Consider the following 15,221-nt stretch of genomic DNA (forward strand, 5'->3'; position numbering starts at 1 on the left):
AAAGCAGATACCGAGGACTTCATAGCATGTCGGAAAAGAAAGAACTGAGCGAACTGCGCAGCCAGCGCTGGTATGCGCCCAACAGCATTCGTGCCTTTGCCCACCGCCAGCGTACCCAGCAAATGGGGATGCGCCGCGACGAGTTCATGAACAAGCCGGTGATCGGCATCATCAACACCTGGAGCGATATGTCTCCTTGCCACTCGCACCTGCGCGAGCGGGCCGAGGCGGTGAAGCGCGCGGTATGGGCGGCAGGCGGCTATCCGGTCGAACTGCCGGCACTGTCGGTAGGCGAGGTACTGGTCAAGCCGACCACCATGCTGTATCGCAATTTCCTGGCGATGGAAACCGAAGAATTGCTGCGCTCGCATCCGATTGATGGCGCCGTGCTGCTGGGCGGTTGCGACAAGTCGACGCCAGCGATGCTGATGGGCGCCATCAGCATGGATATTCCGATGCTGTTCTGCCCGGCCGGCCCGATGTCGAACGGCAAATGGCGCGGCACCACCACTGGCGCCGGTACCCACACCAAGAAGTACTGGGACGAGCTGCGCCTGGGCAATATCACCCAGCATGACTGGGTCGACCTCGAAGGCGCGATGACCCGCTCGATCGGCACCTGCAACACCATGGGTACCGCCTCGACCATGACCTCGATCGCCGATGCGATCGGTTTCATGCTGCCGGGCGCATCCAGCATTCCGGCTGCCGACAGCCGTCACCCGCAAATGGCTTCCGCCTGCGGCACCCGCATCGTCGAAATGGTGTGGGAAGACCGCAAGCCGTCCAAGTGGCTGACCCGCGAACACTTCCTCAACGGTGTCGCCGTCTACATGGCTCTGGGTGGCTCGACCAACGCCGCGATCCACCTGATCGCGATGGCCCGCCGCGCCGGTGTAGCACTGACACTGGACGATATGGCCGAAATGGCGACCAAGGTGCCGGTACTGGCCAACCTGTTCCCCTCCGGCGACAAGCTGATGGAAGACTTCTTCTTTGCCGGCGGCCTGCTGGCACAGATGAAAAAAATCGAGCAGTTCCTGCACACCGACTGTGCCGGCGTTTCCGGCAAGCCGCTGAAAGAGCTGCTGGCCGATGCCAGCTGCTACGACGACGAAACCATCCGCGGCCTCGACAATCCGGTTGTTGCCCTGGAAAAAGGCGCCACGCTGGCCGTGCTGCGCGGCAACCTCGCGCCGCGTGGTGCGGTGATGAAGTCTTCGGCTGCCAACCCGAAGTTCCGCAAACATGTCGGCCCGGCACTGGTGTTTGATACCCATCAGGAACTGTCCGACCGCATCGATGACCCGAATCTGGATGTGACCGAAGACACCGTGCTGATCCTGCGTAACGCAGGTCCGGTTGGTGCGCCAGGCATGCCGGAATGGGGCAACCTGCCTATCCCGAAGAAGCTGCTGGAAAAAGGCGTGCGCGATATGGTGCGCATGACCGATGCGCGCATGAGCGGCACCCACTACGGCAGCTGCATCCTGCACGTCACACCGGAAGCGGCAATCGGCGGCCCGCTGGCACTGGTGCGCACCGGTGACCTGATCGAACTGGATATTGCCGCAGGCTCGCTGAACATGATCGTCGACGACGAAGAGCTGGAGCGCCGCCGCACCGGATTCAAGCCGGTTCACCACCAGTACGCCCGCTCGTTCGCCGCGCTGTATCAGCAACACGTGACCCAGGCCGACGAAGGCTGCGACTTCGATTTCCTGCAGTCGCCATCCGCCGTGCGCGAACCCGACATTTTCTAATTCTGGAGCTTACGATGAACTTTCCGCATAACGCATTTAAAGAATGGATGCAGGCACGACGCAAGCCGGTTCCGCTGGGTACCTGGATGATGACCCACAGCGCGCAGGTATCCGAGGCCATGGGCTTTGCCGGCTTCGACTTCCTGGTGCTCGACATGGAACATGTGCCGGTCGATTCGGCCGATGCAGTCACCATCATGCGCGCACTGGAAGGTACGCCAACTAACGGTGGCCAGATCGTGGTCCGTCTGCCGTGGAACGACCCTATCATCGTCAAGCGCCTGCTGGACGGCGGTGCAACCACGCTGATGTTCCCGTTCATCCAGAACGCTGAAGAAGCGAAGAGCGCTGTCGCATCGACCCGTTACCCGCTGGATGGCAATGGCGGCACCCGTGGCTGCGCCGCAGTGCACCGCGCCAGCCGCTATGGCGCGATCCCCAACTACCTGAAAACAGCCAACGATTCGGTTTGCACCATCATGCAGATCGAAACACCTGAAGCATTGGCCAACATTCCTGCCATCGCGGCGGTTGAGGGCGTGGATGCCGTCTTTATCGGCCCGGGCGACCTGTCGGCCAATATGGGCTATCTGGGCAACATCGCCAATGAAGATGTGCGTCACGCGCTCAAAGCCGGTGTGGATGCGGTACACGCGGCAGGCAAGCCATGCGGCATCGTACTGGGCAACCCGGAAATGGTGCGTTGGGCGATCGAACTGGGCTACGACTTTGTTGCCATCGGTTCCGACATGAGCATGTTGCTGGCCCGTGCCAAAGAGCAGATCGCTGCCGTACGCGGCGAAAAGCAGCAACAGGCTGCCGGCGGGGTGTACTAAGAGCATGACGCCCGCGCTGACCACCCTTAAAAATGGCGACCTTGAAGTCTGCTTGTGCCCGTCGCTCGGCGGCGGGCTGGCGGGTTTCAGCGCGGCCGGCATCCCGCTGCTGCGTGAATGGAATGGCGAGGCCAGCGTACGCCGCATGGCCAGCTATCCACTGGTGCCCTACTCCAACCGCATCGCCAACGGCCGCTTCGATTTTGGCGGCAAGACACAGTCGCTGCGGCTGAACTTCGGCGACCACCCCCACCCGCTGCACGGCCTGGGCTGGCAGCGCGAGTGGACGCTGGAGCAGACCGCGGATGCCTCCGCCGTCATGCGCCTGGCGCACCGTCCCGAACAGGATGGTGCCGATGACTGGCCCTGGGCATTTGATGCGACACAGACCTTCACCCTGACCGCCAGCAGCCTGACCGTCACGCTGGCCTACCATAACCTTGCCGACACCGTAGTACCGGTCGGGCTGGGCTGGCATCCCTTCTTCCCGCGCACGCTGGATGGACAGGACGCGACACTGGAATTCAGCGCCGACGGCGTATGGATGATGAATGAGCAGGCCCTGCCGGCCTCCATGGACGCCATACCGGAAAAATGGAATTACCGGCAAGCCCGCACGCTGGGCCAGCCGGGTCTGGATAACTGCTTCGCGATGTGGCACGGCGAAGCACGCATCGCATGGCCAGGCAGCAACATGGCCATCCGCATGAGCGCCAGCGAAGAGCTGGGACACCTGGTGGTGTTCACCCCGGCAGCACCGGCGGACTTTTTCGCGGTCGAGCCGGTCAGCCATGCCAACAATGCCATCAATATGAGCAACCCTGCCATCCATGGCATCAAGGAAATCGCCGCAGGCGCAACACTCGAAGTCACGATGCGCCTGACTATAGAAAGGAATGCAGCATGAGCTATCAGGTTGAATCCGTACTCAACGCACAAGCCCATCTGGGCGAGTGCGCCATCTGGTCCGAACGCGAGCAAGTGTTTTACTGGGTCGACATTCTGGCTCCGGCCCTGAACCGCTTCGATCCGGCCACCGGCGAAAACCGGGTCTACCCCATGCCGGCGCATATCGGCTGTTTTGGCCTGCGTGAAAACGGCGGCTTTATCGTGGCCCTGCGTAACGGGATCTTCCTGACCGATGCCGAGGGCAATATCGAAAAGCAGGTCGGCGACAATCCGACCGACCACAGCAAGAGCCGCTTCAACGACGGCCATGTCGACCTCTTCGGCAACTTCTGGGCCGGCACCATCTGGGAGCCGCGTGATCACAAGGGCGGCAAGCTGGTCCGCGTCAAGCCCACGGGCGAATGCGAAGTGATGGCCGGCGATGTGCTGGTCTCCAACGGTCTGGGCTTCAGCCCGGATGGCAAGTGGATGTTCCACACCGACACGCCCAACCATGTGCTGTACCGCTACCCGGTCGACGCCGACGGCAACATCGGCGAGCGCGAAGTATTGCGCGAATTCGAGCGCGGCAACGGCGGCCGTCCGGATGGCGCGGCTTTCGACAGCGAAGGCTATTACTGGACCGCGATGTTCGATGGCGGCCGCGTGCTGCGCATCCACCCGAAAACCGGCGAGACGGTAGACGAAATCAAGCTGCCGGTACGCTGGCCGACCATGGTGGCTTTCGGCGGCCCCGATCTCAAGACGCTTTACATCACTTCCAGCCGTGAAAACCGCAGCGCGGAAGAGCTGGCCGAATACCCGCTATCCGGCAATGTATTTGCCGTGCGCGTGAACGGTGCCGGCCGGCCTGAGCCGCTGTACCGCGGTTGATGGATTCAGGTGGCGCCCGAAGCGCCACCGCACCGAATTTAATTTAGAGGAGCAAACAAATGAAAATAGGTTTTATCGGTCTGGGACTGATGGGCGAGGCGATGAGCCTCAACCTGGTAAAAAAATCCGGCCACCCTGTATCCGTATTCGACCTTGACCCGGCCAAGGTTGCCATCCTGACCGCTGCCGGTGCGACTGCCGCCGCCTCCATCCGCGAAGTAGGCGAGACCTGCGATGTGGTGATCTCGATGGTGCCGAAATCCGAGCATGTACAAGCGGTATACCGCGAACTGCTGCCGGTTGCCCGTGCAGGCCAGATCCTGATCGACATGTCGACCATCGACGTGGCGGTTTCGGTCGAACTGTCCGCACAGGCTGCCAAGACCGGCGCCATCATGCTTGACGCACCGGTGGTCAAGAGCGTACCGGCCGCCAAGGAAGGCACGCTGGGTATCTATGTAGGAGGCGATAAAGCCAGCTTCGAGCAGGTCCAGCCCATCCTCGCCTGCATGGGCAACAACATCATCCATCTGGGTGACAACGGCCGCGGCCTGGTGATGAAGCTGGCACACAATGTGTTGGTTGCCGAGATCCAGAACGGTGTCAACGAAATGCTGACCGTTGCCCACGAGTTTGGCATCTCCACTGCAGACTTCGCGACGGCCGTGTCCTATGGCGGCGCCAGCAACTTCTACCTGACCAGCAAACTGAATGCGCTGAAGGCCGAGGATTACACCACCGCCTTCTCGCTGGAAAACATGGGCAAGGACATCGACTGCATGGTCCGCATGGCCGAGCCTAAGGGCCTGAAGCTGCCGGGCGTATTCAACTGCCAGAGCGTCTACAACTTCGCCATTGAGAACAGCATGGGGCGCGAAGATTTCTGCGCCTCCATCAAGGCCGTCAAACTGCGCGCGCACTAATTCCCATTCGGGCTGCCTGGCGGCCCTTTTCATTTAAGGTTTGAAAATGCAACTGATCACCATTGATGGCGGCTTTGAAATCCGCCACAACGACGCGCTGCTGTTTAGCCACACTGCAGCGGCCCCTGCCTTCTTTGTTGGCGCAGGCCAGGAAAAGATGGAAATCTACCGCGGCAACTTCGAGATCGAAGATTACCTCGAGTCGCGTATCGCCCTGACCCTTGCCCGTATCGAAGGCCCGCAGATCCATCTGTCCGCTGCCGAAGGCCAGCCCGTACTGCTGACCGCGACCCTGCATATCGATGGCGATGATTTCAAATTCACCTTCGAAGCACACGATGCTGAACTGAACCGCTGCTGGATCCGCCTGCCGGCCGAGAAGAAGGAAAACATCTGGGGCTGCGGCGAACAGATGTCCTACTTCGACCTGCGCGGTCGCCACTACCCGCTGTGGACCTCCGAGCCTGGCGTTGGCCGTGACAAGACCACCGAAATCACCTGGAAAGCCGATGTAATGGGCAAGGCCGGTGGCGACTACTACCACACCAACTACCCGCAACCGACTTTTGTATCGTCACGCAAGTACTCCGCGCACATCGAGACCACGGCCTATGCCGATTTCGATTTCCGCCACGAAGCTTTCCACGAGCTGCAGGTTTGGGCGATTCCGGCCGAACTGCAAATCAAGACCGGCGCACGCTATCTTGATCTGATTGAAAAGCTGTCTGCCCAGTTCGGCCGCCAGCCCAAGCTGCCAGAGTGGGTTTACAACGGTGCCATCCTCGGCCTCAAAGGCGGCGAAGTGAATACCTTCAGCCGCATGGAAAATGCACTGAACCACGGCATCAAGGTATCCGGCGTATGGAGCGAAGACTGGTGCGGTCTGCGCGTCACCTCGTTCGGCGCCCGCCTGTTCTGGGACTGGGACTGGAAACACCATCAGGACCGTTACCCTAACCTGCCGGCCAAGATCAAGGAGCTCAACGACCGCGGTATCGAATTCCTCGGCTACGTGAATCCTTACTTGTGCAACGACGGCCAGTTGTTCCCGGTTGCCAAGGAAAAAGGCTATCTGGCTCTGGACAAAGACGGTAACGTCGCACTGGTTGACTTCGGCGAATTCGACTGCGGTATCGTCGACTTCACCAACCCGGACGCCTCCAAGTGGTTCCAGGATGTCGTACTGCGTGAAAACATGCTCGATATGGGCATCAAGGGCTGGATGGCCGACTTCGGCGAATACCTGCCGACCGAGAATGTCTACCTGTCTAACGGTGTAGATGCCAAGCTGATGCATAACGCCTGGCCAACCCTGTGGGCCAAGTGTAACGCCGAAGCCGTTGAAGCCAACGGCCAGACCGGTGATGCACTGTTCTTCATGCGCGCCGGCTACACCGGTGTACAGCGTTACTGCCCGCTGCTGTGGGCAGGCGACCAGAGCGTGGACTGGAGCCGCCACGATGGCCTCGTGACCGTTATCTCCGGCGCCCTGTCCTCCGGCATGCTGGGTAACGCCTACCACCATAGCGATATCGGCGGTTACACCTCGCTGTTCGACAACCGTCGCAGCAAGGAACTGTTTGACCGCTGGGTAGAAATGGCTGCATTCACGCCGGTAATGCGTACCCACGAAGGCAACCGTCCAGGGGAGAACTTCCAGTTCGACCAGGATGGTGCAACGCTGGCACACTTTGCCCGCATGACCCGCATCTATACCCACTTGGCGCCATACCTGAAGTCGCTGGTGGAAGAAGCATCGACCAAGGGTTATCCAGTCCAGCGCGCCATGATGCTGCACTTCGAACATGACCCGGAAACCTACACCAACCAGGAACAATACCTGTACGGTGCGGATCTGCTGGTTGCGCCGGTACACAAACAAGGCGCTACCGAGTGGACGACCTACCTGCCGGCAGGTACCGACTGGGTGCACGTCTGGAGCGGCCAGAAAATCACTGGTGGCCAGAAAATCACGCTGCCGGCTCCGGTTGGCCAGCCACCCGTGTTCTACCGTGCCGATAGCACTTGGCAAGAACTGTTTGCCGGGATTGCACAGCAGTAAGCTGTCGACTCCAAGCATCGGGGGTGTCCTGCCGGGCACTTCCGATGCGCAGAAAACCCCCAGTTTTTATGGGGGTTTTGTTTTTTCTGGAAGGCCGTTTCTGCGGCCTGGCAGCTTGCCAGACGGTGCCACAACCGGACAAACCTTGCCTCGCCAAACAAGCCGCAAAATGCGCTACCCAAAGCCAAGTCAGGAGCTAGCCGCCTCCGCTACCAACTACACCTTGCCAGCCATATACACCGCATTTGGCAGCCGTTGCAGACCTTTACAATAGCGCTGCGAAAATATTTCTTATAATTATCAATATTAGTGCCATATAGGTTGATAAGCTATATTCGTAGCGCTATTATAATCAGCGATTAATCACATATTGCGGAAGTATGCTTCCGCCGGGAGACTTACATGAAAACCTACGAAACGGCCCTGTACTCTTCGCTCAAGGACAAGGTAATCTTTATCTCGGGTGCAGCTTCCGGCATTGGTGCGGCCTACGTCGAGGCTTTCCTGCAGCAGGGCGCCAAAGTCGCCTTCATCGACTTTGACCGCGAGACGGCTGAACAACTGGTCGCCTCGCTCAATACCGAGAATGTCTACTTCCAGTTCTGCGATGTACGCGATATCGAACTGTTGCGCACCTGCATCAAGAATGTAGAGGCCAAATGGGGCCGCATCGATGCACTGTTCAACAATGCCGCACGCGATGACCGCCACGACATGATGGACGTGACCCCGGAATACTGGGATGAGCGCTTTAACACCAACCTGCGTCACCAGTTCTTCGCTGCCCAGGCTGTCGTACCGATCATGGAAAAGAATGGCGGCGGCGTCATCATTAATATGGGCTCGATTTCCTGGATGCGCGGCCGTCCGGGCATGGTGTGCTACACGACGCCGAAAGCAGCCATCAACGGCATGACCCGCACCATGGCGCGCGAGCTGGGCGTGAAGGGCATCCGCGTAAATTCGCTGGTACCGGGCGCAATCCGCACGGCACGCCAGGATGCGATGTGGGCCAATAACCCGGAAGGCTTCGAGCAGGCCAACCAGCAATTCATCGACCAGCAGATGCTGAAGTTTCGCCTGGATGCCAGCGACTGCGCGCGTCTGGCGCTGTTCCTCGCCTCCGACGAGAGCCGCGGCTGCACCGGCCAGAATTTCGTAGTCGATGCAGGGCTGATGCATCAATAAGGTGTTATCCGGTATCTGACAGATACCACCCTACCCATGTAATGGCGCGCTAGTCGCGCCATTGTCCTATCTGGCCTATCTACCGATACCTGCGTATGCAGCATGCACACTAAAGCTTAAGCGGTATAATGCATCACTATGATCAGTAATACGTAAATGAAGACTGTGGATCACGCTCAAGATAAGCCACGCCAACGCAACCGGCGCGGCACCCAACGTACGACCATGCTGGATGTTGCCAAACAGGCCAATGTCTCACCCAGTACCGTGTCTCTCTATCTGCGCAAACCCGATGCAGTATCGGAAAAGCTGCGGGAGAAGGTCAGGCAGGTCATAGAGGGACTGCACTACGTTCCCAACCGTATGGCCGGTAGCCTGGCCGCAGCCAAGAGCCGTACCATCGCCGTCATTATCCCGTCTATTTCCAATAATTTCTTCGCCCGCACCGTCGAGCCCATGCAGGAAATTGCCGAGAAAGCTGGCTACAACCTGCTATTGGGCAACTCCGACTACGATGCTTTGCGTGAAGAAGAGCTGGTCAAAACCTTCTTGGAGTGGTCACCGGCAGGGATGGTGCTCACTGGCCGCCACCATACGGACAAGACTATCGGCATGCTTGAGGCTGCCGATATTCCGGTAGGGCAGATGTGGGATCTTGGTGCGCCGACTTTCGGGCTGCAGGTCGGCTTCGACAATAGCGCGGTCGGTAAGGCGGCGCTACAGCATCTGTACGACGGCGGCTGCAAGCATGTGATCTATCTCGGCGTAAGACTGAACTGCGATATGCGCGCGAACATGCGTGCCGAAGGCTACCGTGCGGCCGTCGAAGCTGCCGGGTTGCACACCCCGCAAATCATCGACATTCCGGCTACAGAAGAGCATACGGTACAAGCGGCGGGAGTGGCCATTGCGGCGGCTCTGGCTGCAGACAGGTCGATCGATGGAGTCATCTGCTCCCACGACGGCCTCGCACTGGGGGTCCTGTTCGAAGCGCAACGACGTGGAATCTCGGTACCCAACCGCCTCTCCGTGATCGGCTACGGCGACCTCGACTTTGCGGCAAGCTGCATTCCGCCCCTGTCGACCATACGCCCGCACCGTAAGCAGATTGGCAGCGAACTGATCAAGGCGCTGATTGCCCGCTGCGAAAACCCGCAGGACGACTGGCAAGATTTGGCTATCGATGTCGGCTTTGACCTCATCCCGCGCGGCACCAGCCGTCTATTCTGATCATCCGCCGCCCATAGGTGGCGGATGTGTTTCAGCCTGCAGAGCGCCCCAACTGCGCACGTAGCGCAAGCAGATCACGCCACTCCACCCGCAGCAAGGACAGTACACTGCCATCACCATACTGGTGTACGCCTCCAGCTTTTTCATTCCCGCCTTTTGCCCGGTAGAACGCCCGGGCCGGCTGATTTTCAGCCACGACAGTCAATGCCAGTGTACGGGTGTCCGTCTTGCCGCCCAAGGTATCCAGCAGCCGTGCGAGCAGGGCCTGGCCCAGCCCCTGCCCTTGCCAGCCCGGCAACACATGCAGGTTGTCGAGAAAGACCTCGCCGTTGGCATCCGGACTACGATCCGCCTCGCTCAGTGCGATCGGCCGGTCGCCACACATGGCAAGCTCGATCCGCTTCTTGCCCGCCTGCAAGTCCTTCTCCCAGTACTGGATCCTTTCCGCCAGCGCTGAAGGGCTATCCAGCCACTGCTTGCAAAGCAAATGGCCGTAACAATGACGCCAGCTAGCCAAGTGCATTTCGGCCAATGTCCGGGCGTCAGTCAGTACCGCCTCTCTGAATTTGATATTGCCCATCGTGCGTCTCCATAAAAAGCCCTGCCAGATAAAAGTGGCAGGGCTGGGTTTAACTTAGCTATCCCGCGGGATACCAAAGGTTGGCACATCGGGCACACCAACCTCTCAAATCATCAAGCCTTCGCAGCGCGGCGCGATGCCAGATCGGCAATGATCTTCTTATAGAAATTCTCGTTCAGGGTGAAGAAGAAGCCAATCACCAGCGCCGTCACGATTGCCAGCGAAGCCGGGTAGATGAAGATCAGGCCGGTAATGCCCGCCTTAGCTTCGGCACTTTGCTCGACGTTAGGCATGTAACCCACCATGGCCAGCGCGAAACCCGGAATAAAGCCGGCAATCGCCTGCGAGCACTTGCGGAAGAAGGTCATGCCGCAGTACACCAGACCTTCGGTACGTACATTGGTTTTCCACTCGCCGTATTCAACACAATCGGACACGAACGCCCAGTTCAGGCTGTTCACGAACGCAGAACCGAAGAAGGCCAGCGAAGTGAACACCACATAGCTCATTACGCTGCCGCCAAAGAACAGGTTGAAGATATCACCGGCAGCCCACAGCGCCAGACCGGTCAGGTAAACCGCCTTCTTGCCGAAGCGGCGAACCATTGCCGGCACCATCAATACACCGATGTAGATACAGCCCATGGAGACAAAGGACATGTACGACACCATGGAGACGTCACCCAGTACGTACTGTGCGTAGAACACCTGTACCGACAGCTTGACGTTGAATGCAGACAGCGTCAGCAGGTTGGCGATTGCCAGCACCAGCAGCGGCTTGTTCTGCATGACGGCACGAATGCCCTCTTTGGTGTGGTTCTTGCCCGCAACCGGCTTGGGCGGCTCGACCAGATGGTTTTCTTTGACATTGGCGTAGCAGTAGATCGCAGCCAGACAGCCGATACCGGTATAAATCATGGCGGCCACGATATAGCCAGTCGCCTGGGTATCGAACATCAGCACGATGGGCATAAAGCCGACCGTACACAGCAGCAGGCCGGTGTTGGCCCCGCCCTGACGCCAGGCGGCCAGTTCGGCACGGTCCTGCGAATTAGTCGTCATCGCCGGCACCATGGCGCCATAAGTGGCATTGCCCAAGCTGAAGAACAGGCCAAAACCCATAAAGCAGGCAATGAACAGTACGGTCTTGGCCGTGACGCCCAGTGCCTCGAAGTTCCAGAACAACAGGCAGTTCAGGATAAAGAGCGGAATGGTCGTCCACAACAGGAACGGGCGGAACTTGCCGCGTGGCCCGAACTTGTGGCGGGCATCAAGCAGCATGCCGGTGCCCAGATCGGTAAAACCGGTAAAGACCTTGGCGACCAGGAAAATTACACCGGCCCATGCTGCCGGTACACCGGCCACATCGGTCAGGAACTTGAGCAGATAAAGGGTGGTGATGTCCAGGATAAAGTTGTATCCGAAGTCACCGACACCGTAGGCAAATTTTTCTTTGCCCGGCAGGCGCTGTTCACCTGTTGCCGGCGCGGCAGGGGCGGTCACGCTGTTATCCAGCGTTGCTGCATGGGTGGTCATGCTGTTCTCCATAGGCGGCTCGGCATAAACATTTGCTTCGCACTCCTGATTGGTATTGTTGAGATTATCTATGTGGCTTGGTTGCAACGTGGTCATCTTAATTGCCAGCCACGCTTTTGACGAGCAAATCGTAGCGTTACGATTAATGACAGGCAAGCAGCAATAGGCATTTTTTTGATCAAGATCAGGAAAAGTCGCTGGGGATGACTTGTATAGAGAGTCTTAAAAATTCACGTAAAAACAGATTGATTATGCTAATAATCAACATCTTGTGTGCATAAAATAAAAAAAAACAAATTTACTTGCGATAAAACGTCTTGCCCGTTTTCATCAATCTAAAAGTTACTTGATAAAAAACAAGCGAGCGCGCGTTTTTTTTATATTCAATCGACAGCATAAAGACCCATCTATATCATTGCGCTACGAACCTTACTGGATAGATCGATTTTTACGGGGACCCGTATGACAGAATCCATATTTGCCTTAGTAACCTTTCTACTGTTCACTCTTGGCGTGGCCTGGATATCCTCACGACTGACGTCCCGGGCTCACGACAGCGGTGCTGCCGGCTACTTTATGGCAGGCCGCGGTTTGACCGGCTGGTTTATCTGCGGATCGATGCTGCTGACTAACTTGTCGGCCGAACAACTGGTCGGCCTGAACGGCCAGTCCTACGCCGACAACCTCAGTTCGATGGCATGGGAAAGCACGGCGGCACTCGCCACCATCATGCTGGCCATGTTCTTTCTTCCCCGTTACCTAAAGGGCGGTTTCACCACACTGCCCGAGTATCTGGAAACCCGTTACGACGTCACCACCCGGCGCATCGTCAGTGCGATGTTCATCATCGGCTACACGCTGGTGGCCAATCCGGTTGCCCTGTATCTGGGCGCCCTGTCGCTGGATGAAGTATTCGGCATCCATGCCGCACTTGGTCTGGGCCACGAAACCATGATCTGGATTCTGGTATGGGTCATGGGTGGAGTCGGTGCGGCTTATGCCGTGCTGGGCGGGCTACGTGCGGTCGCTATCTCCGACACCATCAACGGTGTGGTGCTGCTGATTGCCAGCCTGTCAGTCCCCATCCTCGGCCTGATCGCACTGGGCGACGGCTCGCTGGCCGCCGGCATCGACCATCTGGTGGTCAACCAGCCCGAAAAGCTCAATGCAGTCGGCGACGAAACCAGCCGCATTCCGTTCGGCACCCTGTTTACCGGCATGATCTTCGCCAACCTGTTCTACTGGTGTACCAACCAGGCGACCATCCAGCGCACACTGGCCGCCAAAAACCTGGCCGAGGGCCAGAAAGGCGTGCTGCTGACCGGCTTTGTCAAGATCCTGGTGCCGCTGGTGATGCTGGTGCCGGGCGTGATCGCCTTCCATCTGATCGGCGACAAGCTGGCCAAGCCTGACCTGGCCTACCCGGCACTGATCAAGCTGGTGATGCCGTGGTGGCTGCTCGGCTTCTTTGTCGCGGCTTTCTTCGGCACCGTCATCAGCCACTTCAACTCCATCGTCAACAGCACTGCGACCCTGTTCGCCATGGACTGGCATCGTGCCTTCCGCCCTCAGGCAAGCGATGCCGAACTGGTTCGTGTCGGCAAATGGGTCGGCACCGGCTTTGCCCTGCTATCAATGGTGATTGCGCCCTTGATGCTGTATGCACCGGATGGCATTTACCTGCTTATCCGTCGCGTCACCGGCTTCTATAACATCCCGATTATCGCTATCGTGCTGGCCGGCTTCTTCCTGCCACGCGTCCCCGGATGGAGCGCCCGCCTGGTTCTGATATTGCATGTCCTGCTGTACGGCATCCTGGTTATCGGCTTTGATATCGACAAGCGTCTGGGACTCAACTTCGTCCACATCATGGGCATGATGTTTGCCCTGCATGCAGTCATTCTCGCTGGCTGTGGCTGGTTCTGGCCGCGCCATGGCCGGGCAGGCACAATCGACTTCCGTCTGGCCGATGGCGAACAATTGCCGGCACACCTGCGCCCATGGCGCTATGCCAAGCTGACCAGCGTGCTACTCGTCTGCCTGCTGATATCAATGTACCTGACGTTCTCGCCACTGGGCTTTGCCACTGTTGGCGGCCCCGGTCTGCCATACGGTATGTTGATGGGTACGCTCTGGCTGCTGTTCCTGGCATACGCCGTACGGCATCTGCGCTGTCTTGCCCGCAGCCCGGCACCGGCAATAGAGACAGTCTGATCGTGCCGCAATATTCGATAAAGGAAACGATACATATGGCGGATACCCTGCCGACACCAGCGGCAGGCCCCAGCCTCGCCGGAGCCTGTCTGGCCGAGTTTATTGGCACGGCACTGCTGATTCTGTTTGGAGTGGGCGCCGTTGCCGGCATGCAACTGTCGGGGGCCAATTTCGGCCAGTGGGAAATTTCTCTAACCTGGGGACTGGGCGTCGCGCTGGCGGTCTATGTCGTCGCGGGTGTATCCGGTGCGCACCTGAATCCGGCGGTAACACTGGCGCTGACGGCATGGGCCGGCTTCGAGCGCCGGCGAGCCCTGCCCTACATCTTCGCACAGTGTGCGGGAGCCTTCTGCGCGGCAGCCCTTGTTCTGGCTCTCTATGCACCATTGCTGGCCGGCTGGGAAAGTACACACGGGATTATCCGCGGCACACCGCAAAGCGTGGCCAGTGCCGCCATCTTCACCACCTTCGCCCATGCCAGTCTTGGCAATGTGCAAGCCCTGCTGGTTGAGACCGTTATTACCGCGATCCTGATGACCGGCATTCTGGCGCTGACCGACCCGCGTAACGGCCCATCGCGCGGCTTTGCCGGTGCCTTGCTGATTGGTCTGCTGGTTGCCGTGATTGGAGCCTCGTTCGGCCCCCTGACCGGCTTTGCGATGAATCCGGCGCGCGACTTGGGTCCGCGGCTATTCATTGCACTCGCCGGCTGGGACGCTGTCGCTTTCAACGGTGGACGTGCCAGCGATTACTGGTGGGTACCGGTACTGGGTCCGCTACTGGGCGCACAGATCGGTGCCCTGCTCTACCTGAAGCTGATCTCGCCACACCTGCCACGCTAATCCTGCTTTGCCCCCTATTTCGCATTGAACCCAAGCTCCCGACGCTACCAGCTAGCAGGCGCACGGCCGGACAGATAAAGCGCCAGCTGGGTGATAAAGTCCTGCGAAGGGGCGCGCAGGCCGAGCAGCGCACCGGCAGCCACCAGCAGGCAGACTGCGATAATCAGGCTGGTCTGCTGCGGCCGGCCGCTCTTACCCTGCATACGCAGAAACAGGATGGAGACCCACAGGCCCAGCGCACAACCACTGATCACCTCAGACGGGGA

The 15,221-nt window shown here is 58.9% G+C and carries 13 protein-coding genes; 10 read left to right on the forward strand and 3 right to left on the reverse strand.

Annotated features, from left to right (window positions below):
• Nucleotides 1-26: 26 nt before the first annotated feature.
• The 8 genes from araD to EGI20_RS06060 all read left to right on the forward strand — a co-directional run bounded on the left by araD (nt 27) and on the right by EGI20_RS06060 (nt 9,784).
• Nucleotides 27-1,763 (forward strand): L-arabinonate dehydratase, encoded by a 1,737-nt coding sequence (araD, locus tag EGI20_RS06025; RefSeq protein ID WP_498630489.1) that lies wholly within the window; start codon nt 27-29, stop codon nt 1,761-1,763.
• Between the two features lie 14 nt (nt 1,764-1,777).
• The gene (locus tag EGI20_RS06030) at nt 1,778-2,599 is read left to right on the forward strand and encodes an HpcH/HpaI aldolase family protein (RefSeq protein ID WP_498630491.1); all 822 of its coding nucleotides are present in this window, start codon (nt 1,778-1,780) and stop codon (nt 2,597-2,599) included.
• A 4-nt stretch (nt 2,600-2,603) separates the two neighbouring features.
• A complete protein-coding gene (locus tag EGI20_RS06035) occupies nt 2,604-3,506 on the forward strand; it encodes an aldose 1-epimerase (RefSeq protein WP_498630493.1) in 903 nt (300 codons plus the stop codon).
• Nucleotides 3,503-4,381, forward strand: coding sequence for an SMP-30/gluconolactonase/LRE family protein (locus tag EGI20_RS06040; protein ID WP_498630495.1), 879 nt, complete (start codon nt 3,503-3,505; stop codon nt 4,379-4,381). The genes EGI20_RS06035 and EGI20_RS06040 overlap by 4 nt, the downstream gene beginning before the upstream one ends.
• Before the next feature lie 59 nt (nt 4,382-4,440).
• The gene (locus tag EGI20_RS06045) at nt 4,441-5,304 is read left to right on the forward strand and encodes an NAD(P)-dependent oxidoreductase (RefSeq protein WP_498630496.1); all 864 of its coding nucleotides are present in this window, start codon (nt 4,441-4,443) and stop codon (nt 5,302-5,304) included.
• Between the two features lie 46 nt (nt 5,305-5,350).
• On the forward strand, nt 5,351-7,366 hold the full coding sequence (locus EGI20_RS06050) for an alpha-glucosidase (RefSeq protein WP_498630498.1): 2,016 nt from the start codon (nt 5,351-5,353) through the stop codon (nt 7,364-7,366).
• Nucleotides 7,367-7,768: 402 nt separating this feature from the next.
• Complete coding sequence (locus tag EGI20_RS06055) at nt 7,769-8,554, forward strand: SDR family NAD(P)-dependent oxidoreductase (RefSeq protein WP_498630500.1); 786 nt, start codon at nt 7,769-7,771, stop codon at nt 8,552-8,554.
• Between the two features lie 156 nt (nt 8,555-8,710).
• The gene (locus EGI20_RS06060) at nt 8,711-9,784 is read left to right on the forward strand and encodes a LacI family DNA-binding transcriptional regulator (RefSeq protein WP_498630502.1); all 1,074 of its coding nucleotides are present in this window, start codon (nt 8,711-8,713) and stop codon (nt 9,782-9,784) included.
• A 31-nt stretch (nt 9,785-9,815) separates the two neighbouring features.
• Here EGI20_RS06060 and EGI20_RS06065 read toward each other — a convergent pair whose 3' ends face one another.
• Together EGI20_RS06065 and EGI20_RS06070 are read right to left on the reverse strand one after the other, a co-directional pair.
• Nucleotides 9,816-10,364, reverse strand: coding sequence for a GNAT family N-acetyltransferase (locus tag EGI20_RS06065; RefSeq protein ID WP_498630504.1), 549 nt, complete (start codon nt 10,362-10,364; stop codon nt 9,816-9,818).
• A 113-nt stretch (nt 10,365-10,477) separates the two neighbouring features.
• Nucleotides 10,478-11,899 (reverse strand): glycoside-pentoside-hexuronide (GPH):cation symporter, encoded by a 1,422-nt coding sequence (locus EGI20_RS06070; protein ID WP_498630505.1) that lies wholly within the window; start codon nt 11,897-11,899, stop codon nt 10,478-10,480.
• 462 nt (nt 11,900-12,361) lie between these two features.
• Here EGI20_RS06070 and EGI20_RS06075 point away from each other — a divergent pair, with 462 nt between their 5' ends.
• Complete coding sequence (locus EGI20_RS06075; protein WP_498630507.1) at nt 12,362-14,113, forward strand: solute:sodium symporter family transporter; 1,752 nt, start codon at nt 12,362-12,364, stop codon at nt 14,111-14,113.
• A 35-nt stretch (nt 14,114-14,148) separates the two neighbouring features.
• A complete protein-coding gene (locus EGI20_RS06080; protein ID WP_498630508.1) occupies nt 14,149-14,955 on the forward strand; it encodes an MIP/aquaporin family protein in 807 nt (268 codons plus the stop codon).
• A gap of 44 nt (nt 14,956-14,999) precedes the next feature.
• Here EGI20_RS06080 and EGI20_RS06085 read toward each other — a convergent pair.
• A partial coding sequence (locus EGI20_RS06085; protein ID WP_498630510.1) for a hypothetical protein occupies nt 15,000-15,221 on the reverse strand: 222 nt, incomplete at its 5' end.

It is taken from the genome of Aquitalea sp. S1-19 (assembly GCF_024343515.1).